Genomic DNA, 21,775 nt, shown 5'->3' on the forward strand with positions numbered 1-21,775 from the left:
CAGGTTTAATCAAATTTGCCTAAAGGTAGTTAATTTCTGTTTTAGTCGCCCGATGAAATGTTAAAATGAGTTGCTGTGTAATTGCACTATAGCAAACTATTCGCGATGGGAGAATACACAAATAATTGTACTTTTGTTTTAAAACACAAATACTAACCCATGATTAATAATATTTTTGTCGCGTTTGTTTTCGTGGTTTCCCTTAGCCTGATCGGTTGTACTAAGCGAGACCAAATAATTGTGGAAGGAAAGTTGCCAATTGACTCCCTGGCAGAAGTAAGATTAATCAATTTGATGTCTGGTCAGCAGGTGTTCTCAGATACCATTACTCCATCTAGCTTTCGCTTGGAGATACCGGCCATTCAACAAGGGATTTATATGCTCGAAATTATTTGGAATAGATACCAATTAAGACCCAGTGAGCTGAAAGAGCGAGCAAGGTACCAAATGGAAGAGTTGCCGAAATATTATCTATCAAAAGCCCTGTGGGTAGATAGCAGTGGAGAGCAATATGTGGAAATTTCTGATGAAAATGAGCTACAACAGCACGAGTTGGAATATAAACTCTTTACCCAATCAGAAATGTTACCCTTGCGTGCTGATGCAAGGCAAGAGAATGCGCGTGTATTTGAAAATTTTATAGCCATTGGTGTACGTTTTCATGCACACAATAAGGTAGTGCGAGATAGCATTAGGCAAAAACTTTACACCGCTAATGAGTCGGGAGCGTATGGGCAATCGAAGCAACTCAATGCACAGGTGGGAACGCAATGGATGGAGGGTGTAAAGGAACGTATGCAACACGAGGAAGTCGCTTACTTGCAGAGGTATGAGAAGTCTCCAATTGTGCCTTATGTACTTTATGGCAAGGTAACCTCAAAAGAAGATTTTGTCTTATACCAACCTGTTTATGAGGCGCTGGATAAACCTGTGAAAGAAAAGGTAGGCGTTTGGTTTGCCCAATATATGGATTAGTGCTTCACCCTACAATTAATCACTGCTTTTAGCGGTTCTCCATATTGGTCTGGATGTTTATTTTACGTCACTCACACAGCGAAAGCCTATGTGATTCGCCGTGCTATTTACTTCGCCCTTACCTCTTGCCCCAGTTTTATAGCCTTCACAATATTGATCATTGCACAAAAATGATCCGCCACGTTGTACGCGTTTTGCAGCCAGGGGCTCTTGTGGATCGTAGGACGAGTTGGGACCCTTCGGGTTAATCAATTCTTTGGTATCGTAGGTTGGATAATAATAATCAGAACACCATTCCCAAACATTTCCAGACATATCATAGAGGCCAAAACTGTTAGCCGGAAAGGAACCTACCGGTGCGGTCTGGATGTATCCGTCTTCTTGAGTGTTGTTTGTAGGAAATTGGCCTTGGAAGATATTGGCTTGCCAACTGCCATCCTTTTTCAATTCGTCTCCCCAATAAAACTCACTAGATAAGTCTAGATTTCCTTTCGCTGCATATTCCCACTCGGCTTCTGTAGGCAGGCGTTTGCCAGCCCACTTGGCGTAAGCTTCCGCGTCATCGTAGGCGATATGTACTACTGGGTGGTTGTCCCGACCAATAATGTTGCTTTGCGAGCCTTCAGGATGACGCCAAGATGCGCCAGGAACAAAATCCCACCATTGAAGGTAGTTTTGAAGGTTTGTATCCGAATCAGGGGTGGTAAATACCGCAGAACCGACTACTAGTAATGCGGTATCTACTCCTGGAAAATCTTGTGGATATAATGGACGTTCGGCCACCGTAACATAATTGGTCTCTTCCACAAAACGTGCAAACTGTGCATTGGTAACGGCATATACATCGACCCAATAGGAGGAAAGCGTTACTTGGCGTATCACGCCAGCATCAGCAAAACGGGGATTTCCCATAGAAAATGTGTCGCCTTCTATCAGGATCATGTCAACACGATCTTTGTCCACCGATACTGTTGGTGTCGACACGTGTTGCTTGACTGTAAAGGAGGATCGGGAGACCAAATTCTCACTACAGCAAACCGGCAGTTCTTGTGCATATATTGCAGTCAGTATGCAAAAAAAGGTTAGTAATAGTGCCGTGGTCTTTTTATTCATTCTTATACGATCAACTGTAAATCTATATATTATTTTACAATATGTTTTTTTAGCCGTATTCCTTCTACAGCAAAGAAAGGCACGATCCAATTTGGATCGTGCCTTTCTTTGTTTCGCATTACAATGTCGATAAGGTATTTGATATTACATGGCTTCTGCCACCACTTCTTCTACATCAGGCACCATTCTTTTTAATAGACCTTCGATACCGGCTTTCAGCGTAATTGTGGAAGACGGACAACCGCTACAAGAACCGCGAAGCTCCACCGTGACAATGCCGTTATCAAAAGATTTATAGGCTATCGCTCCACCATCTTGCTCCACCGCAGGGCGTACATAGTCGTGCAAGACTTGTTGAATTTTGACCTCCGTTTCGGTTCCCTCGAAAGATACGTTCTCATCCGCAACGACTTCTTGTACCTTCAACTCTGACTCTACGGCACCTTTTACAAACTCTTTCAATAAGCTTTCAATGTCGCTCCAATCGGCGTCATCTGTCTTGGTGACAGTGACAAAATTGCTCGCGAAAAACACGCCGTTCACGAAGTTGAACTTAAAAAGTTCTCTAGCAAAAGGAGATGCCTGCGCTTTCTCCTGATCCGGGAAATCCACACTTCCATTGATCAATAACTTATTGACCAAAAACTTCATGGTAGCAGGATTTGGTGTTGTTTCTGTATATACGTTTATCGTAGCCATGGTAATTTCAAATGGGTATAACTTTTACAAATATACGTGATGCAACTTTTACACACGTCATTAATCCGTAAAACCTGCGACTTTCACACCGATATAATTGCTCGGCGATATAGCGATCAGTTCCTGTTTTACGTCTTCCGAAATGTTCAAATTAGTGACAAATTCGGCAATAGTATCTTGTGTTATATGCGTATTTGTCCGCGTAAGATCTTTTAATGCCTCGTATGGCTTCGGATAACCTTCTCTACGAAGAATCGTTTGAATGGCCTCAGCCACTACCGCCCAGTTATTTTCCAGATCTTTCGCTAAAGCATCTTGATTCAGGATCAGTTTACGCAATCCGCGTAAAGTAGATTTGAAAGCAATCAAGGTATGCCCAAATGGTACGCCGATATTGCGGAGTACGGTAGAATCCGTAAGATCGCGCTGTAACCTAGATATCGGTAATTTGGCTGCCAAATGCTCGAAAATTGCATTAGCAATGCCCAAGTTGCCTTCTGCATTTTCAAAATCAATAGGATTTACCTTATGTGGCATGGCCGATGAGCCGATCTGTCCGGCGGTGATTTTTTGTTTGAAATAATCGATAGAAATGTATGACCACACATCTCTACACAAATCGATCAATATATTATTGATGCGTTTCAGGGCATCGCAACTCGCTGCAAAATTATCATAGTGCTCAATCTGGGTAGTGGTCTGCGAGCGAGTTAGTCCCAGATTTTCCTGCACGAACTGGTTTCCAAATGCTACCCAGTCTTGCGTTGGATAAGCCACTGTATGTGCATTGAAATTGCCAGTAGCACCGCCAAATTTTGCCGCATGCGGTACTTGTGCCAGCAATTCCAATTGCTTTTCTAAGCGCTCGACAAATACAAAAATTTCTTTACCCAACGTCGTCGGAGAGGCGGGCTGCCCATGCGTGCGCGCCAACATAGGAATGTCTCGCCATTGGGAAGCTAGATCTTTCAATTCATTCACTAACTCCTGTACGGTTGGTAGGTAAACTGCTTCCAAGGCCGCTTTCCACGAGTATGGAATCGCCGTGTTATTGATGTCTTGAGAGGTAAGTCCGAAATGGATGAATTCCAACGAATCGTGCAAGCCTAACAATTCGAATTGATGTTTTAGGAAATATTCCACGGCTTTTACGTCATGGTTAGTCACCTTCTCCGTGTCTTTAATCCATTGCGCGTCTTCCAAACTGAAGTTCTGGTATATTTCACGCAACTTGTTGTTCAGGCTGCCATCCAGATGTGCCATCTGTGGAATGCCTGATGTACTCAGGGCAATAAAATACTCTACTTCAACCAATACACGATATTTGATCAACGCAAATTCGGAAAAGTAGGCAGAAAGCTCGTTTGTAGTATGGTAATACCTGCCATCGATAGGAGTGACAGCAGTTAATGGAGATAATGTCATGATAAACTTTATTTGGGACTCAAAAATACAAAATTGCCCCTAGTTCAACAAACACTATTTAAGGTTATGAAAACAACAAAGGCCCATAAATGGGCCTTTGCAGTATTTCCGTTTTTAGTTCGGATTATTGAACGTTCTCGATAGTATCAGTAGTAACAGTAGTGTCAGTAACTACAGCAGTAGTATCCAACTCAACGTTCTCTTCGATCAACAAAGTAGTGTCAGCAGTTTCTTCAGTTTTCTCAGCAGAGTTGTTACAAGCTGTGAATCCTACTGTTAACGCTAGACCTAAAAATCCGAATTTGAATAAGTTTTTCATTTTACTAGTTTTCTATTTAATTAAAACAAATTTGTTTATTTAATCCTTAATACCCCGCACCACATTTAGGTAACCCTCTAATTATATTTTATTTTTAATATTTATGTAATGGCTTTATTATGAGTGTTATAAATATTTTAAATATCGCTTTAATTTCAAAAAATCATCATTTTACTTGCTAAAACTATTTCTGTTTCGAATTGTTGTTATACCGTACAAAAGTGTTTCCGGATGATTAGTAAGATTAAAAATATGATGAAGTTCGCGAAGTCCATCGACTTCAACGAACTGGAGAAGCTTTCTAAAAAAGTAGACTTAGGCGAGGTAATCGGCGCGGTATCCAAAATGGATGAAAAGCAGCTGCAGATGGCCATGAAGATGCTCACGGGTTCTAAAAAGAAGAAGGAATCTCCTCCCATCAATGCTGACTTTTACGGCGTAGAACAAAAATTATCTGCCGAAGATCACGCTTTGAAGATGAAAGTACGCGCTTTCTTGGAAGCAGAGATTAAGCCTATTGTCAATAATTATTGGTTACACGATGATTTTCCTTTCGAGATTATTCCTAAGCTCGCAGAGCTAAATATCTGTGGTTATGTATACGACGGCTATGGCTGTGCGGGTGGATCATCCTTGATGGATGGTATCATAGCCAGCGAATTTGGTCGTATTGATCCTTCTATTGCTACATTCTTGGGCGTTCAAAGCGGTTTGGCTATGGGTTCCATTTATTTATGTGGATCCGAGGAGCAAAAGCAAGAGTGGCTACCGCAAATGCAACAGTTGAAGAAGATTGGAGCATTTGGACTGACCGAACCTGAAGTAGGATCTGGTACCGCAGGTGGATTAACCACTACGTGTAAAAAAACGGCGGACGGATGGGTGCTTAACGGCCAAAAGAAATGGATTGGTAATGCTACTTTCTCTGATATTACCATCATATGGGCACGAGATTTAGATGATAGTCAGGTTAAAGGTTTTATAGTACGGAAAGAAAATCCGGGGTTTTCTGTGGAGAAAATTAAAGGAAAAATGGCATTACGTATCGTACAGAACGGTTTGATTACCATGACCGATTGTATCGTGCCGGAATCGGATCGTTTGCAAAATGCAAACAGCTTCCGAGATACGGCAAAGGTGCTGCAAATGACACGTGCGGGCGTAGCCTGGATGGCCGTAGGGTGTGCGCGCGGTGCGTATGAGAACGCATTAGAATATACATTGAAGCGTGAGCAATTTGGAAAGCCAATTGCTTCTTTCCAGCTTATCCAAAATCATTTGGTAGAGATGCTCTCCAATCTGACGGCTATGCAGACGTTGGTATTTCGCTTATCCGAAATGCAAGACGAAGGGACACTCAAGGATGAACATGCTTCCTTAGCCAAGGTGTTTTGTACGCTTCGCACACGCGATATCGTATCGCGCGCTCGCGAAGTGATGGGAGGTAATGGCATTTTGTTGGAATACAATGTGGCGCGCTTCCTGGCAGATGCTGAAGCCATCTATTCTTACGAAGGTACCAAGGAGATTAACTCGTTGATTGTAGGAAGAAGTATTACTGGATTCAGCGCCTTTGTGTAGTAAAGAAGCATTAGTGGTCATAAAAAAGGGCTGAACATCGATATGTTCAGCCCTTTTTTATGGTAACCAAGTAGTGGTATTATTTGTTCTTTTTCTGATTCTGCGCAGTTTGTTGCTGACGCATCATATCTTCCATACGTTTTTGGAAGGTAGATGTTTTCTTTTCAGCCTGTGGCTTCTTCTTGAAAGCTTCAATTTTTGCCAAGATCTTATCATCATCAATGAATTGACGAATAATGACCTGAGTTAAGAAGGTAAATACCGCTGCCAAGAAATAATAATAGTTCAATCCCGCAGGGAAGTTATTTAATAGGAAGAAGAACATCAATGGCATGATATAGCCAATATATTTCATCTGTCCTACAGCACCCGCACCCGATGTCGTATTGTTATACCAAGTGGTCAACAAAGTGGTGATGGTCATCAATACACACATCAAGGAAATGTGGTCAATACCGAAGATGATTGGTGCAAAAGAGATAGGCGAATCGTATGTAGACAAATCTTTTACCCACATGAAGGATTCTCCTCGCAACTCAAATAAGTTAGGGAAGAAGAAAAAGAAGGCTAATGTAAACGGCATTTGCAGCACCAAAGGAAGACAGCCTCCCAATGGATTAACGCCAGCCTGTTTGTATAGCTTCATCTGCTCCTGCTGCAAAAGCATCGGATTATCTTCGCCGACTTTCGCTTTGATCTCATCCAATTGTGGTTTCAATACCCGCATTTTAGCCATCGACAGGTATGACTTGTAGGTGAGAGGGAACATAGCACCTTTCAGCAACACGGTCAATATTAGGATCACGATACCGTAAGACAAGGCGAATCCATCCAAGAAGTCAAAGATTGGAACCGTAATAAAACGGTTGATCCAACTGATTGGGCCCCAGCCCATATTGATAATCTTGTTGTAATCATTTCCTTCGGCCTTTAGGGTGTTATACTGATTTGGCCCAAAGAAGAAGTTTAAATTATAGCGTTCATCTCTGCCATTATTGACTAGTTCTGTTTTCGCTTTGTAAAACTTCACAATGCTATCGCTAGTACCACCGCGAACCGTCAATTCGACGTTGTCGAAACCTTCTTTGCTCGAAAGGATGTTGGAGAAATAGTGCTGCTTGAAGGCAATCCAGTTCACCTTTTCTTCTACGGTCTCTTCATCATCCTTGCTCTCCGATAAATGATCGATATTACCTTCTGTATCACGGTAGTAGATAGACGATTTGTCTCTTTCCGAAGAAATGTTCTTTTCCTTTTGCGTAAGGATCGTTTCCCAATTCAGAAAAATGCTTTTTGACTTAACATCAATGGTATTATGAATACCTTTTGTTTCGATAGCCAAGCCCACGTTGTAGCTGTCGCTTTCTAAGGTATAAATATAATCGATGTATTGCGCGTCAGAATAATTGAGGCGCATGGTGAGTGCACCGTCGTTGCCACCCTGCGAACTAAAATACAATTCATTGGTATTCACCGCTTTTCCTGGGACATTAAATTCCAATCCGAAGCTGTTGTGATCTCCGCTAAATAAAATCAACGGACTGCCATCAAAATTTTGCTGACCTTTCAGTTCAACAGATTTTATGCGACCCCCTTTGCTGGAAATATGAGCAATGATTTTCTCATTTTCCAATTTAATCAATTCTTCGCTACCAAAACTACTAGAGCCAAATGGTTCATTTAATCTGGCTGAATCTACTTCGTTAGATTCTACAATAGTTTGTAAAGAATCCTTCACTGGAGCTAATCCTTGTTTTACTCGCTCGGTAGAATCTTGACGAGCCTTTTCTGCATTAATCTCCTGCTCTGAAGGTTTCATGAGGTAAAAAGAACCTGCGAAGATGGCAAATATCAGGATCAGCCCGATAATATTATTTCTATCCATTTTTACTTATTTTCTCTCTTTTTAAAGGTTATTTGCTCGCTGTTTTCTTATGTGTCAACGCAGCGGCTACAAAACTAACAAAAAGTGGGTGAGGATTTGCTACTGTTGATTTTAATTCCGGGTGAAATTGTCCGGCTACATAAAAAGGATGATCCTTTAGCTCCACGATTTCCACTAAGCCGGTTTCTGGATTCTTACCAGAAGCAATCATCCCAGCTTCCTCGAATTGGGCGAGGTAGTCGTTGTTGAATTCATAGCGATGGCGGTGGCGTTCCGTGATCTTGGATTTACCATAGATCGCATGCGCTTTTGTCCCCTTACGTAGATCACAGTCATATGCACCTAATCGCATGGTACCACCCATATTTTTGATCGTTTTTTGCTCTTCCATCAAGTTGATGACCGGATGTTTGGTGCTCTCATCCATCTCAAAACTGTTCGCATCTTTTAATGACAGCACATTCCGAGCAAATTCAATGACCGAGCATTGCATTCCTAAACAGATACCGAAGAAAGGAATACGTTGCTCGCGAACGTATTTGATCGCAACTAGCTTTCCTTCCAACCCGCGCGCGCCAAAGCCTGGTGCTACAAGTATACCGTCTAATCCTTTTAGCTTATCTGCCACATTCTCCTCATTGATGCTTTCTGCGGCAATGGATTTTACTTTTACTTTCGTTTCATTGGCAGAGCCTGCATGGATAAACGCTTCCGCAATGGATTTGTATGCATCAGGCAACTCAATGTATTTCCCCACCAAGCCGATGTTGACTTCATTCGTCGGATTTTTTAATTTACCTAAAAATGTCTTCCAGTTTTCTAAATTGGGTTCTACTTTGGTCGACAATTTTAATTTGGTCAGCACCGTTTTGTCCAACTGCTCCTTCAACATCAATAAAGGTACATCGTAGATGGTCGAAGCATCGATAGATTCCACCACCGCGTTGATATTTACGTTGCAAAACAACGCCAATTTTTTACGGATATCCTGTGTCAGTTTATGTTCGGTACGGCAAACCAGGATGTCTGGCTGTATACCATATTCCAGTAATGTTTTTACCGAATGTTGTGTCGGTTTGGTTTTCAATTCACCTGCTGCCGCCAAGTAAGGGATCAACGTCAAATGAATCACCAAAGAATCATTATTACCTAATTCCCAACGCAACTGTCTAACTGCCTCAATGAATGGAAGCGACTCAATATCGCCCACTGTACCACCTAATTCGGTGATGATGATATCGTATTCGCCCGAATCACCTAATAGTTGCATCCGGCGCTTAATCTCGTCGGTGATATGTGGTACTACCTGTACTGTTTTTCCTAAGTACGCACCAGCACGCTCTTGTTGGATTACATGTTGGTAAATACGTCCGGTTGTTACATTATTAGCCTGTGAAGTGGGTACATTCAAAAACCGCTCGTAGTGGCCCAAATCTAAGTCGGTCTCTGCACCGTCTTCCGTTACGAAACATTCGCCATGTTCGTAAGGATTTAAGGTTCCTGGATCGATATTGATGTATGGGTCAAATTTTTGGATGGTAACTTTGAGTCCGCGTGCTTGGAGAAGTTTTGCCAGAGAAGCTGCAATAATGCCTTTTCCCAATGACGAAGTTACGCCGCCCGTAACAAAGATGTATTTACTCATAGTAATTGAAGGGTTTTGAGCGATAATCCATCCCTTAAAAGCAATGGAAAATCTGTCTTTTGTACGGGGTACAAAGATAGTATTTTTTTTGTGCTTTACGGCTAAAAATGAATATACCCACCCAACGGGTGGGCATCAGGAAGTTATCTCAGGGAGCGCAGCAGACGGATCGTTTCCGCGTCAAATTCCTGCTCTCCAAAGAGGGATACACCGGCAGCTCCATTTTTCTTGGCCAGCTCGATTCCCTTTTTGAGTTCCTCGCTGTCTTTAAAGTCTGGTAAATAAAGACCTGCATATAAAGGGAATTTTTTGTTCAGTGTCTGCACCCCTTCTTTTACGGCTTGGCCCACCCATTCCACTGGCTCCTGATAGAAACCATGATAGATCATTGGAAATACCCCATCTAAATCCCAGTTTGCCCAATCTTGCCGTACGATGCGGCGCGCCAAATCCGGTGTCGGGAACACGGCAGCCGTAAGCGGTTTCTGGTATTCTTTGGCGACTTTGGCGATGCGGTTGACGACGCGATTGATCTGCTCATAACGAAAGGCGCGCCACGAGGGGCTTTGCTCCGGTCTTGCTACCTTGTCTATGTCGATGCCCGTTTCCTTAAGATAGGCAGCTTTAGTAAATGGGCTGTAGCAAAAATCGTAATCGGCCAGCTCGGTGGATTGATCGATGTCGTAATTTTGCCATAGATTGACCGGCAGTACCACATCTGGATAGCGAATGTAATCTAAATGCAAACCATCAATATCTTCCTTTTCTAATTGCTCCCGAGCCTTTTCTTCCAGATACTTTGGTACATCTGGGTGAGATGGACATAAGAAGCGGTAATAATTGACATAAGGAGGTTGATCTGCGCAGGATTTTCCAGAGCGGCTTACTGCATAGTATTCCGGATGTTGGCTTAATAGATCTTGCTCACCACGGTTCATCGTCCACATCCAGCGATGGGTTTCCAGACCGATGCTCTTTGCCATTTGAAAATGCCGAACACTGTAGTCCTCAAACAGCAATCCGCGTACTCCGGCTTCCCGGTAGGAGGTGTACCGTTTTTTTAAAATGGCATCACTGTCTTTTGCATTGGGGCGTACCCACATCCAATAATCGAAAGATAGTGGCGTCGTGCTTTCTGCAAGAGAAATAGAAGGCAATTGCAGTCCGGCGAAACCGAGCAAAGAGGTCTTGATGAAATCGCGTTTATTCATAGTAGGTATTATTTCCGAGGTGATCTATCCGAAAGATAGCATTATTTTTCAAATCGTTAATGCGAAGGGCATACCCCGCTTGATCGGCGGCTAGATCATAGGTTAACGTGAATTGATCCAACGAAGGCGCTATGTACTGTGCATACCCGGGGAGTTGGTCTATCTGTGAAGCATAGCCGCGCTTTTCGCGGTTATGTATTTGTTGCAAATAATGAATGTTCCACCCTAATTTTTTTATCTCATGGGAGGATGGCAATGCCGCATTACCCAAGGTGTCCACAAACTGGATATATCCCCATCTTTCCGGATAATGCATGTTTACCAGTCCGATAGGCGACCACACCCAATTGTCTTCCGGGAGTACTTTGCCGTTTTCCGACTTTCGCTCATACGTATCCGCTACCACGCTGTGTTGCCATTGCACCCGGGAAAAATTAAATAGCCAATAAGAAGATAGGGAAGGAGTGTTTCCCGATCCAAAGCTATGTAGCGCAGAGAATGGAATTGCCATCTCGATGCTCCAGAATTGATCCTCGTCGCTAGAATCATTCAAAGTTCCTTCGGTATGTACTGCACTTTTCAATCCTTTCATATCCCAATGTATCAATGCTTTGCCGCCATAACGATAGGGTTTTACCATGGCCAGGTCAAATATGGTATTTAGTGCATTCACCTCGAGTTCATAATAATGATCATGGTGAATATCGGGCTTTATAAATACTTCAAAATCATTGTTGTGGTAGATAATATCATCATACTTTGTAATATTCCCCCAAACATGCGGTTCCTCTAATTTGGCATAAATATAAAGATGTGCATCGTCATACATCATCTTGAATTTGGTGTTGTAGGCGGGAGCTGGTTTATCTGCTCCTTCGATATCGATGAATGCAGTCGACCACGGAATTCCAGACCATTGGACCTCCGAATCACGACCATCAATCGCTATAGCACCATCAATTTTTTGAACCTGATAAACTAATGGAGTGGATTGTAACCGTTCCACCTCATCGATGGAAGATTGTGCATGTACAGCAGTCACGCAAATAAGGCAAGGAAAAAAACGTTTTAGCAAATTCATAGGAAAAGAAATCAACCTCAATAATAAGGAAAAAATCGGATCAACTATGTAACATAAACGTGATGGATGCGCGAGCGGTGGCTAAGGAATGTTGAGGTATTTGTGCGTTTGCAACGAAATCTCCCATTTTGGATTGTTCATCACATAGTCGATAATCAAGGGCGTCATCTCTGCTGCCTTAGACCATTCGGGTTGCAAGTACAATTTGCATGACGGACCTACTTGGGCAGCATGCTCTTCTGCCCATTGAAAGTCACTTTTGTTAAATACAATCACTTTCAACTCTCCTGCCGCGTCAAGAACATCTTTTCTGGGAGCTTTGAATTTCTTGGGAGATAAACAAATCCAGTCCCATTGACCACTGAGCGGATAAGCACCAGAAGTTTCCATAAAAGTACGGATACCATGCTCCTGCAAGCTTTTTGTTAACGGATCCAAGTTATAGATCAATGGTTCGCCGCCCGTTACTACAACCGTCTTTGCCGGATGTTGATTGGCATGTTCTACGATAGTATTTACAGAAGTGAGGGGGTGGAGGCTCGCATCCCAACTTTCTTTGACATCACACCAATGACAACCCACATCGCAACCACCCAGGCGAATGAAATAAGCGGCCTTACCCGTGTGGTATCCCTCGCCTTGAATGGTATAAAATTCTTCCATTAATGGAAGTTGAGTGCCGTCTTCTGGAACTTGTCGTGACATGCGATTTTTATTAGAGAAGGCAAAGGTAAGGAATTTTTAATCAGTATCCTTAGCTTTGGAACGCCATTGCGCGGAGAAGGATTTATCGGGTATACGCGGCAATGCACGCTGTTCTCCCCATGATTTCTTGAAGAGAAACTTGATGAGTATATTTTTTATTCCTTTGCCGATGAGATCCACATATTTTCTGTTTTTTACCAGCTTGGTATACCATGTCCATTTGCTGGATTCAGGGAGGGGCTTTGCCGAGTTGCTGACGCGATCGTGTCGGTTCTTTAACAGCAGCCGATCAATGTCAATGTTTAGAGGACTAGCGTGCTCCGTTCCTTTGAAACTGGCCGCATGCTGCAGATACTGGTCGGATTCCGCTGGTTGTAAGTGCGGCGTGAAAACAGCGCCCATCGGACCGGGATACGTATTTTGATACGCTTCACCTCCAAGTGTTTCATACATAGCACAAGCGTTGGTGCTCGCGCCACATTCCATCCAATAAAGTGCCTGACGTTGCTCCGTTAGGGATAACAAGTCAGATCGTCCATTGTCTACCAGAATCAATACCATCTGGTTGGGACCATCCGTTTCACGGCCGCGTTGCGGTCCGCTTAACAAAGTCTGATGTCGTTGCAGTTTCTGTCCCTGATCGTGCAAAGAGCCTAGCGGCAAAAATAAATCTAAATCGTGTATAGAAGGCAGGATCTTATCAATACCAGCCAATACAATATGATAGGTGGCAAAAGCATCATGAAGTCGATTATTCCCTTCATTTTCGCTGATGACTACACTGCCTGTATCCGCTAATAAATACGATGCGCCCGATAGGATCACATCGGTAGATTTTGCGCGCTCCCGCTGGATCTTGCGAAAACCTCGCAACATGCGAGCTATAGATCCCTCTGTTACTAATTCTTCTTCATCTTCGTGTTTTTCTTCCGTTTCGGAGCTTTCTGTTGGTATGGCTTCAGGATGCTTCGCGTCCCATAGCTGCTTTGCCTTATCTTCACTTAACGCAATCGCCGGTTGTATTACATGACTTGGTTGCGCACCATTCAGTTGCGCGAGATAACGGCCGAAATCAGCCTCATCCGCCCGATATTTAGATTCCGAAAGGTATTTCGGAAGACCAATTTCTTCGTGAATCATCGCGTGATTGGTCGCTATATGACTAGGTTGATAGCTGGCTAACAGCTTGTCCAACTCTTCTAAAGCTTCTGAAGCCGTGTTTGCCCAAATCACCCTTCCACCCGCTCTAGTGAAGTTGGTTTCAAAATCCAATAGGTAGCGATCCATATTTTCAATCGCTTTCCATTTTATTAAATGTGCCTTTTTTTTCGCATTCTGAAGATTCTGAAAACGAGGAGATAAATTTTGGAAGGCCTGGCGGTAATTTTCCAAGTGTGCTTGCAAGATTACATTGCCCTGCGTATCCAAAGCTCTTGCCTCGCAAGCTTTCCTAAATTGCTCTTCCTTCGTGTTCGGCATAGTGAATTTGATGGCTTATTATTTATAGTAAAAGTTGGCAATCATCTTGCCAACTTTTACTAAGTAGAATTCCTGAGTGGTTTATCGTTCGAAAAACGTACCGCTTTGGAATATGAAATTACGCTTTAACTTGTAATGTAAGCTCTTCTAATTGTGCCGTAGCAATCGCTGAAGGAGCATCAATCATCACGTCGCGACCGCTGTTGTTTTTAGGAAACGCAATCACGTCACGAATGCTGTCTAGACCAGCAAAGATGGATACTAGTCGATCTAATCCAAAAGCAAGTCCACCATGCGGCGGCGCACCATAAGTAAATGCCTCCATTAAGAAACCGAATTGTTTTTCCGCTTCTTCAGGCGAGAAACCAAGATGCTTAAACATAGTAGACTGTAGGTTGCGATCGTGAATACGGATAGATCCTCCACCCACTTCTACACCGTTAATGACCAAATCGTAGGCATTTGCCCGAACATCCCCAGGGTTGGATTCCAATAAGTGGATATCCTCTGGTTTTGGAGACGTAAAAGGATGGTGCATCGCATGATAGCGTTTCGAATCTTCATCCCATTCCAATAATGGGAAATCGATCACCCATAGTGGGGAGAATGTGTTTTTGTCGCGCAGGCCTAATTGTCCCGCCAACTCTAAACGTAAATCATTCAGTTGCTTGCGCACTTTATCTTTCGAGCCAGCCATGATCAATAAAAGATCACCCGGCTCACTTTGGAATGCTTGCGACCAAGCCTCCAATGCAGTAGCATCGTAGAATTTATCCACCGAAGATTTAATGCTTCCATCGGCGTTATGACGAGCATACACAATTCCTGTAGCACCAACTTGCGGTCTTTTTACAAAATCCGTAAGCGCGTCCAGTTGTTTTCTCGTGTAACCTGCACAATCCTTGGCATTAATGCCAACAACCAACTCCGCCTGCTCGAATACTGGAAAATCATGACCTTTTACCACATCATTCAGTTCTACGAACTGCATGCCAAAGCGCGTGTCTGGTTTGTCCGACCCATACAAACGCATGGCGTCATCATAAGTCATGCGGGGTACTTCGCCCAGGTCTACACCTTTCACTGTTTTGAACAAATGTTTGGTCAGTCCTTCAAACATAGTTAAGATATCTTCTTGCTCTACAAAGGCCATTTCGCAGTCGATCTGCGTAAACTCGGGCTGTCTGTCGGCGCGCAAATCCTCATCGCGAAAGCATTTTACAATTTGAAAATAACGGTCGAAACCAGAAACCATCAGCAGTTGCTTAAAGGTTTGCGGTGATTGCGGAAGCGCATAGAATTCTCCCGGATTCATGCGAGAAGGAACTACAAAATCACGCGCACCTTCTGGTGTTGACTTAATCAATACCGGTGTTTCTACTTCCAAGAAATTCTGTTCGTCCAAATACCGGCGAATCTCTTGCGACATCTTGTGGCGCAAGATCAGGTTTTCGCGTACCGGATTACGACGTAAGTCCAGGTAACGGAATTTCATGCGTATATCATCTCCGCCGTCTGTCTCATCTTCGATGGTAAACGGCGGTAGGGCAGAAGCGTTTAATACATCCAGATCCGTTACCTTGATTTCAATTTCTCCGGTAGCGATCTTGTTGTTTTTGCTGGAACGCTCGATCACCGTACCCGTGACCTTGATCACGTACTCCCGGCCAAGATTTAATGCCTTTGCACGCAAGGTTTGATCGTCGTCTACGTCAAACGCAAGCTGTGTGATGCCGTATCGATCACGTACATCAATAAATGTCATTCCTCCTAAGTCACGTGATTTCTGGACCCACCCACTTAAGGTGACGGTCTTTCCCAGATCGGACAACCGCAGTTCGCCGCAAGTATGTGTTCTGTGCATTTCCTATTGTAATTTATCTATTTCAGAATCTGATGACAAAAATATCGGTTTTTGGACACAAAAACGAAACTTAATTTGACCGAGGCGATAGGAAGGATTGAATCTTGTGACACGATTTCCCACCTCGCTATCACTTCTCCCACTTTTATAACTGTTTTGTCTTCGATCTTCGTCGATCGCCTTTTATTTACCACTATATCAATCAGCGTTTTAGTTATTCCAGTGTAAGAAAATTAAGCTCGTAACGGCAACATAATGAGGTAATAAGCTTGTTTTGGCTGTTTCTTTAGCAATATTGGAACTGTGGAAAACTTTTTTGTGGGGCAAAGTGTTGTAAAGTGGGAGAAAGTGTATAATTTTACATTTGATTTCGAATAGGCTGATTAGCTGTATGACCGAACTAACAGGAGAATATATATGTAAGTTGGATGCCAAAGGTAGAATGGTAGTTCCTGCGTTGCTCAAAAAACAAATACCCAATATTGAGCAAGAGGGGCTTATTGTGAACCGTGGTTTCGAAAAAAACTTGGTGATATATCCTCGTTCGGAATGGTCGAAAATGATGAAGCAGTTATCGCGTTTGAATAAGTTTAAAGCGGAGAACAGGAATTTCATCCGGAAGTTTATGAGTGGTGCTACCGAGTTGACGCTGGATTCAGCCAACCGGGTATTGCTTCCTAAAAGCCTGATGGAGTATGCAGAGATCAGCGGTGAGCTGATGTTGGCTTGCCAGTTTGATCGCATAGAGGTTTGGTCCAAATCTGTTTACCTAGAGACATTGGGAGAGATGAGTGAAGATGATTTTGCCACTTTGGGTGAAAAAGTAATGGGTGGATTAGATATAGGAGACCTGGAAAATGAGTAGTCTAGTATATCATGTGCCTGTGATGCTGCAGGAATGCATAGCAGCGCTGAACATAAAGCCTAATGGCGTGTATGTAGATGTCACCTTTGGTGGTGGCGGACATTCCAGAGAAATTCTGAAACATCTTGGGCCGGAGGGTCGTCTATTTGCCTTTGATCAGGATCCGGATGCGCTTCAAAATGCAATTGATGATCCGAGATTTCGGTTGGTACATCAAAATTTCAAGTTTTTGAAAAATAGCTTACGACTGGAAGGTGTGCGGCAGGTAGATGGTATTCTTGCGGATCTTGGCGTGTCCTCCCATCAGTTTGATGATGCCGAACGGGGGTTCTCTATTCGCTACGAAGCGAATTTGGATATGCGTATGGATCAGGTGTCTGATCTGAATGCGACGCAGATTCTCAATACCTATGCAGAAGAAGAGCTGCACCGCATATTTGGTATGTACGGCGAAATTCAGAACGCCAAGTCTTTGGCTAAGACGATCGCAACAGCACGTCTTACGAAAGCGGTGACATCAGTTTTGCAATTGAAAGAGACGATCAAATCATTGGTACCAAGAGGTAAAGAGCATAAATACCATGCGCAGGTCTTTCAAGCCTTGCGTATTGAAGTAAATAAAGAGTTAGAAGCATTGCAGGAGTTCTTAGAACAAACTGTGCCCGTGCTTAAAAATGAAGGTCGGTTGGTGGTGATGTCCTATCATTCTTTAGAGGATCGTTTGGTGAAGAATTTTATAGCCAAGGGTAAGTTTAAAGGAGAGGTGGAGAAGGATTTTTTTGGTAATGAGATCAAACCTTTCCAGGTGATTAGCCGGAAGGCAATCGTGGCGACAGATCAAGAAGTGCAACAGAATAACCGGGCTCGGAGCGCCAAATTGCGCATCGCACAACGGGTAGAAAAGGGTGAAGCAGATGGCCAGAAATAGAATTAAAAATGGCGAGCTAAGTGAAGAAGTTCAGGAGGAGATGTCCGATGAACTGGAGGAAAAGGTCGAAGAGACCCAAAATTTCCTCCGTTCTGTATTCTCAAGCAATCCGCTTTCTACTTATTTAGTGACAAGAAACCTGCCCTTTATTGCGTTTGTCGCTTTATTGGGCTTAGTATATATCTCTAACCGGCATCTGGCAGAGAATACCGTACGTAGAATCGACCGGTTGGGCAAAGATGTAAAAGAGTTGGGTTGGGATTACAAGTCGCTTCATGCCGAGTTGATGAAGTTGACGACACAAACAGAAATTGCGAAGCGCGCCGATACCTTGGGATTGACCGAGCGTACCGAACCGCCGATAAAAATAGATTTAGTAAAAAAAGATAAATAAGCAGCGTAAACCGCACACACCATGAACATTAGAAAGTCCATCTTGATTCGTGTGTACCTGGCCTTCGGGCTAATGGTGTTTGGCGCCCTATTGGTGTTTGGCAAGCTGCTGCATGTGCAATATGTAGATGGTGATAAATGGCAGACTATTGCCGATTCACTCACCATAAAAGAGCGAGTGGTGGAGGCTGCGCGTGGGAATATCTATTCCAATGATGGTAGTTTGCTGGCGACTTCGGTACCTGAATACACCATACGCTTTGACGCCATGGCTATCCCAGAAGAGAATAGCGACGTGTTTCAGTCTAGAGTAGATTCTTTGGCGGCACGTCTTTCACAATTTTTTGGTGATAAATCGGCGAGACAATATTTGACGCAACTGAAAGAAGCCCGTGCTAAGGGGCAGCGATACATGCTATTAAAAAGAAATGTATCGCATCAGGACTTGAAGGAATTAAAGACATTTCCATTATTAAAAACCTTTAAAGAAGGACGCAGCCGTTTTTCTGGCGGCTTGATCGCAGTGCAGGAAAACAAACGCATTTTACCATTTACCAACTTAGCCGCACGTACCATCGGTTACCGCAATGAGGAATATAGAGTGGGGTTGGAAGGCGCCTTTGGTGATTATATCGAAGGAAAAAGCGGCATGCAAATGATGCAGCGCATCGCTGGTGGTGTTTGGGTGCCGGTTAGTCGGGAAGTAGAAATTGCGCCAGTAGATGGTTCTGATATCATTGCAACCATTGATGTGAACATGCAGGACATGGCACAGCGCGCTTTAGAAAAGCAATTAATTCAGAGCAACGCAGATAATGGCTGTGTGATCCTAATGGAAGTAGAAACAGGAGAAATCCGTGCTATTGCCAACTTTACCAAAGATACGGACGGTGTATACCGTGAGAAATTTAATTACGCCATAGCACAAGGAGCGGATCCAGGTTCGACCTTTAAGCTAGCTTCTTATTTGGCAGCGCTGGATGATGGTTATGTAGATACGACCACCGTCATTGATATTGGTAATGGTACCTACAAAGTACCCTCACACACCATTCGTGATTCGCATGCGCCGAAGAAATCCCGAGTAAGTGTACAAGAAGCTTTTGAAGAATCCTCAAATGTGGCGGTGACGAAAATGATTCATACACATTACGGCAATAATCCGGGCAAATTCATTAACAAGCTACACAGTTGGGGCTTGAATAAACCATTGGGTTTACAGATTCCGGGTGAGGGTGATCCATGGGTAAAAACACCAGAAAGCAGATCCTGGAGTAAGTTGTCGCTTATCCAGATGGCTTACGGTTATGAGATGAAGCTGACGCCATTGCAGACATTGACGCTGTATAATGCAGTGGCCAACGATGGTAAAATGATCGCTCCGCTATTCGTAAAAGAGATTCGCAATCTGGGAAATACGGTAGAGCGTTTTGAGGCGCGCGTGATCAACAAACAAATTGCGTCGGAAGAAGCAATCGACAAAATGCAGGGCATGATGCGCAGCGTCATGACCAACGGAACCGGAAAACGCTTGCGTAGCCCGTTGTATAACGCCGCCGGAAAGACCGGTACTGCGCAGATGGCCGATGGATCGAGAGGATATGGTGCGCGTCGTTATCAATCTTCTTTTGCCGGATATTTTCCAGCAGAGAAGCCTAAATACAGCATGATTGTGGTAATTCGCAATCCACGGAACGGCTATTATGGTGGTTCGGTTGCGGGGCCAGTATTCAAAGAATTGGCTGATATGGTCTATGCGAATGATTTAAGTCTGCACGCCAAATTCGAAACGAGGAAAGTCAATAGTAAAGGGGATAAGACGCCACACACATTGGTTGGTTCTAAAGAAGCATCCGCCAAAGTGTACGCTTGGATGGGGTTGCAGGTAAATGATTGGGCGGCGTTAACGCGTCCGGTAAAAGATAGTGCACAACGTAGTACAAATGCATTCACCGAAACCCAGTTTACAGAAGGCGTCGTGCCGAGTGTGCTGGGAATGGGATTAATGGATGCCATCTACGCGATGGAAAACGCTGGATTCAAAACTTCGGTAAAAGGAAAAGGACGCGTCGTGTCCCAATCGCTATTGGCCGGACAGAAGCTAACGGCAGGTTCTAAGGTTTTATTAGAATTAAATTAAACACAGGATCGTATGATATTGAAAGATCTACTTCATGCTGTTCCGGTTAAGGAATATAAAGGACAACTCGACATCGAGGTGACCGGCCTGTGTTTTGATTCCCGCGCGGTGGTGGATGGCAACTTATTTATTGCCGTTCGTGGCAGTCATACTGATGGACATTTGTACATTCAAAAAGCAATTGACTTAGGTGCAAGCACTTTATTGGTAGAAGAATGGCCGAAAGAAATACAAGATCACATCACCTATGTTTTAGTTGATGATTCTTCGTATGCACTGGGTTTGGTGGCGGCAAACTATTATGGTAATCCGTCTCAACACTTGAAGCTAGTGGGTATTACGGGCACTAATGGAAAGACAACAGTAGCCACGTTATTGTATAATCTATTCATCGGGCTGAGCTATCAGGTAGGGCTACTATCTACGGTAGAAAATCGAATATCTGGCCGCGTTATACCGACCACGCATACCACCTTGGATCCCATCTCTCTCAATAAATTATTGCGCGAGATGGTAGAGGAAGGTTGCGACTACTGTTTCATGGAAGTGAGTTCGCATGCCGTCGTTCAGCAACGTATTGCCGGTTTGCGTTTTGCGGGTGGTATTTTTACCAATATCACACACGATCACCTGGACTTCCACGAAACTTTTGATAATTATATTAAGGCAAAAAAGAAGTTTTTTGACGACCTGGATCGAGAAGCATTTGCACTCAGTAATACGGATGATCGCAACGGTGCAGTGATGCTTCAAAATACGGTGGCCTATCAGAAAACCTATGCTTTAAAAGGATTAGCGGATTTTAAAATGCGCATCGTAGAAAGCCATTTTGATGGTATGCTATTGCACCTAGACGGTCAAGATGTTTGGGTAAAACTAGTCGGGCACTTTAATGCCTATAACTTATTAGCGGTATATGGGGCTGCAATTCTGTTGGAACAGGAAACGATGAAAGTCTTGACCGCCATCAGTAATATTATCGGAGCCGAAGGAAGATTTGAAGCGATGCGCTCTCCGCAAGGCCAAATTGGCATTGTGGATTATGCACATACGCCCGATGCGGTAGAAAATGTATTGGATACGGTAGCGGGCTTACGCCAGGCAGGGCAACAGATTATTACAGTAATCGGTTGTGGTGGCGATCGCGACAAAACGAAACGACCAACTATGGCGAAAGTAGCCGCCTTAAAAAGTGACACGGTTATTCTCACTTCTGACAATCCGCGCAGCGAAGATCCTTTGCAAATTATCCGGGAGATGGAGGCAGGTATTCCATCTGATAGACGTAAAGGGGTGTTTAGCATTGCAGATCGCCGGGAAGCGATTCGGGCAGCTTGTCATTTGGCGCAGCCAGGAGATATTATTGTTGTGGCAGGCAAAGGACATGAAAAGTATCAGGATATCAATGGTGTGAAGCATCATTTTGATGATAAAGAACAATTAGCAAGCGCATTTAACGAGCAATAA

The 21,775-nt window shown here is 43.5% G+C and carries 18 protein-coding genes; 7 read left to right on the forward strand and 11 right to left on the reverse strand.

The annotated features are described in order from the left end of the window. Positions 1-159 precede the first annotated feature (159 nt). Complete coding sequence (locus M8998_RS14340) at positions 160-975, forward strand: hypothetical protein (protein WP_249993974.1); 816 nt, start codon at positions 160-162, stop codon at positions 973-975. A 57-nt stretch (positions 976-1,032) separates the two neighbouring features. Here M8998_RS14340 and M8998_RS14345 read toward each other — a convergent pair whose 3' ends face one another. The 4 genes from M8998_RS14345 to M8998_RS14360 form a co-directional block, all read right to left on the reverse strand. Then, positions 1,033-2,088 carry a formylglycine-generating enzyme family protein gene (locus M8998_RS14345; protein WP_249993975.1) on the reverse strand — a complete coding sequence of 352 codons (1,056 nt, stop codon included), beginning with the start codon at positions 2,086-2,088 and terminating at the stop codon, positions 1,033-1,035. Between the two features lie 144 nt (positions 2,089-2,232). After that, positions 2,233-2,787: a NifU family protein gene (locus M8998_RS14350; protein ID WP_249993976.1), complete on the reverse strand. Its 555-nt coding sequence runs from the start codon at positions 2,785-2,787 to the stop codon at positions 2,233-2,235. Positions 2,788-2,847: 60 nt separating this feature from the next. Then, entirely contained in the window at positions 2,848-4,212 is a 1,365-nt protein-coding gene (purB, locus tag M8998_RS14355; protein WP_249993977.1) for an adenylosuccinate lyase, read from the reverse strand. Positions 4,213-4,336: 124 nt separating this feature from the next. Continuing rightward, entirely contained in the window at positions 4,337-4,531 is a 195-nt protein-coding gene (locus M8998_RS14360) for a hypothetical protein (protein WP_249993978.1), read from the reverse strand. A gap of 231 nt (positions 4,532-4,762) precedes the next feature. Here M8998_RS14360 and M8998_RS14365 point away from each other — a divergent pair, with 231 nt between their 5' ends. Then, complete coding sequence (locus M8998_RS14365; protein WP_249993979.1) at positions 4,763-6,112, forward strand: acyl-CoA dehydrogenase family protein; 1,350 nt, start codon at positions 4,763-4,765, stop codon at positions 6,110-6,112. A 79-nt stretch (positions 6,113-6,191) separates the two neighbouring features. On the opposite strand, the gene yidC is transcribed toward M8998_RS14365, so the two are convergent. The 7 genes from yidC to aspS form a co-directional block, all read right to left on the reverse strand. Next, positions 6,192-7,997: a membrane protein insertase YidC gene (yidC, locus tag M8998_RS14370; RefSeq protein ID WP_249993981.1), complete on the reverse strand. Its 1,806-nt coding sequence runs from the start codon at positions 7,995-7,997 to the stop codon at positions 6,192-6,194. Between the two features lie 28 nt (positions 7,998-8,025). Further along, entirely contained in the window at positions 8,026-9,642 is a 1,617-nt protein-coding gene (pyrG, locus tag M8998_RS14375) for a CTP synthase (RefSeq protein ID WP_249993983.1), read from the reverse strand. A gap of 143 nt (positions 9,643-9,785) precedes the next feature. After that, positions 9,786-10,853, reverse strand: coding sequence for a family 10 glycosylhydrolase (locus M8998_RS14380; protein WP_249993985.1), 1,068 nt, complete (start codon positions 10,851-10,853; stop codon positions 9,786-9,788). Continuing rightward, on the reverse strand, positions 10,846-11,934 hold the full coding sequence (locus M8998_RS14385; RefSeq protein ID WP_249993987.1) for a carbohydrate-binding family 9-like protein: 1,089 nt from the start codon (positions 11,932-11,934) through the stop codon (positions 10,846-10,848). Before M8998_RS14385 ends, M8998_RS14380 begins: the two co-directional genes overlap by 8 nt. Positions 11,935-12,015: 81 nt before the next feature. Further along, a complete protein-coding gene (locus M8998_RS14390; protein WP_249993989.1) occupies positions 12,016-12,639 on the reverse strand; it encodes a 7-carboxy-7-deazaguanine synthase QueE in 624 nt (207 codons plus the stop codon). A gap of 36 nt (positions 12,640-12,675) precedes the next feature. Beyond that, positions 12,676-14,118: an LUD domain-containing protein gene (locus M8998_RS14395; protein WP_249993992.1), complete on the reverse strand. Its 1,443-nt coding sequence runs from the start codon at positions 14,116-14,118 to the stop codon at positions 12,676-12,678. Between the two features lie 118 nt (positions 14,119-14,236). Then, positions 14,237-15,982 (reverse strand): aspartate--tRNA ligase, encoded by a 1,746-nt coding sequence (gene aspS, locus M8998_RS14400; RefSeq protein WP_249993994.1) that lies wholly within the window; start codon positions 15,980-15,982, stop codon positions 14,237-14,239. Positions 15,983-16,373: 391 nt separating this feature from the next. On the opposite strand from aspS, the gene mraZ reads away from it, so the two are divergent. From mraZ to M8998_RS14425, 5 genes are read left to right on the forward strand one after another with little or no spacing between them, the layout of a single operon-like run. Continuing rightward, a complete protein-coding gene (gene mraZ, locus M8998_RS14405; protein WP_249993996.1) occupies positions 16,374-16,847 on the forward strand; it encodes a division/cell wall cluster transcriptional repressor MraZ in 474 nt (157 codons plus the stop codon). Then, a complete protein-coding gene (rsmH, locus tag M8998_RS14410; protein ID WP_249993998.1) occupies positions 16,840-17,775 on the forward strand; it encodes a 16S rRNA (cytosine(1402)-N(4))-methyltransferase RsmH in 936 nt (311 codons plus the stop codon). Before mraZ ends, rsmH begins: the two co-directional genes overlap by 8 nt. Continuing rightward, entirely contained in the window at positions 17,762-18,169 is a 408-nt protein-coding gene (locus M8998_RS14415) for an FtsL-like putative cell division protein (protein ID WP_249994000.1), read from the forward strand. Before rsmH ends, M8998_RS14415 begins: the two co-directional genes overlap by 14 nt. A gap of 21 nt (positions 18,170-18,190) precedes the next feature. Continuing rightward, positions 18,191-20,308 carry a PASTA domain-containing penicillin-binding protein gene (locus M8998_RS14420; RefSeq protein ID WP_249994003.1) on the forward strand — a complete coding sequence of 706 codons (2,118 nt, stop codon included), beginning with the start codon at positions 18,191-18,193 and terminating at the stop codon, positions 20,306-20,308. Between the two features lie 12 nt (positions 20,309-20,320). Continuing rightward, positions 20,321-21,775: a UDP-N-acetylmuramoyl-L-alanyl-D-glutamate--2,6-diaminopimelate ligase gene (locus M8998_RS14425; protein WP_249994005.1), complete on the forward strand. Its 1,455-nt coding sequence runs from the start codon at positions 20,321-20,323 to the stop codon at positions 21,773-21,775.

The sequence above is a fragment of the Sphingobacterium sp. lm-10 genome, from assembly GCF_023554555.1.
In the GTDB taxonomy this organism is placed as follows: Bacteria; Bacteroidota; Bacteroidia; order Sphingobacteriales; family Sphingobacteriaceae; genus Sphingobacterium.

Coding starts and splice junctions, on each gene's coding strand:
- M8998_RS14340 (WP_249993974.1), top strand. CDS start 160: ATGATTAATAATATTTTTGTCGCGTTTGTTTTCGTGGTTTCCCTTAGC.
- M8998_RS14345 (WP_249993975.1), bottom strand. CDS start 2,088: ATGAATAAAAAGACCACGGCACTATTACTAACCTTTTTTTGCATACTG.
- M8998_RS14350 (WP_249993976.1), bottom strand. CDS start 2,787: ATGGCTACGATAAACGTATATACAGAAACAACACCAAATCCTGCTACC.
- purB (WP_249993977.1), bottom strand. CDS start 4,212: ATGACATTATCTCCATTAACTGCTGTCACTCCTATCGATGGCAGGTAT.
- M8998_RS14360 (WP_249993978.1), bottom strand. CDS start 4,531: ATGAAAAACTTATTCAAATTCGGATTTTTAGGTCTAGCGTTAACAGTA.
- M8998_RS14365 (WP_249993979.1), top strand. CDS start 4,763: ATGATTAGTAAGATTAAAAATATGATGAAGTTCGCGAAGTCCATCGAC.
- yidC (WP_249993981.1), bottom strand. CDS start 7,997: ATGGATAGAAATAATATTATCGGGCTGATCCTGATATTTGCCATCTTC.
- pyrG (WP_249993983.1), bottom strand. CDS start 9,642: ATGAGTAAATACATCTTTGTTACGGGCGGCGTAACTTCGTCATTGGGA.
- M8998_RS14380 (WP_249993985.1), bottom strand. CDS start 10,853: ATGAATAAACGCGATTTCATCAAGACCTCTTTGCTCGGTTTCGCCGGA.
- M8998_RS14385 (WP_249993987.1), bottom strand. CDS start 11,934: ATGAATTTGCTAAAACGTTTTTTTCCTTGCCTTATTTGCGTGACTGCT.
- M8998_RS14390 (WP_249993989.1), bottom strand. CDS start 12,639: ATGTCACGACAAGTTCCAGAAGACGGCACTCAACTTCCATTAATGGAA.
- M8998_RS14395 (WP_249993992.1), bottom strand. CDS start 14,118: ATGCCGAACACGAAGGAAGAGCAATTTAGGAAAGCTTGCGAGGCAAGA.
- aspS (WP_249993994.1), bottom strand. CDS start 15,982: ATGCACAGAACACATACTTGCGGCGAACTGCGGTTGTCCGATCTGGGA.
- mraZ (WP_249993996.1), top strand. CDS start 16,374: ATGACCGAACTAACAGGAGAATATATATGTAAGTTGGATGCCAAAGGT.
- rsmH (WP_249993998.1), top strand. CDS start 16,840: ATGAGTAGTCTAGTATATCATGTGCCTGTGATGCTGCAGGAATGCATA.
- M8998_RS14415 (WP_249994000.1), top strand. CDS start 17,762: ATGGCCAGAAATAGAATTAAAAATGGCGAGCTAAGTGAAGAAGTTCAG.
- M8998_RS14420 (WP_249994003.1), top strand. CDS start 18,191: ATGAACATTAGAAAGTCCATCTTGATTCGTGTGTACCTGGCCTTCGGG.
- M8998_RS14425 (WP_249994005.1), top strand. CDS start 20,321: ATGATATTGAAAGATCTACTTCATGCTGTTCCGGTTAAGGAATATAAA.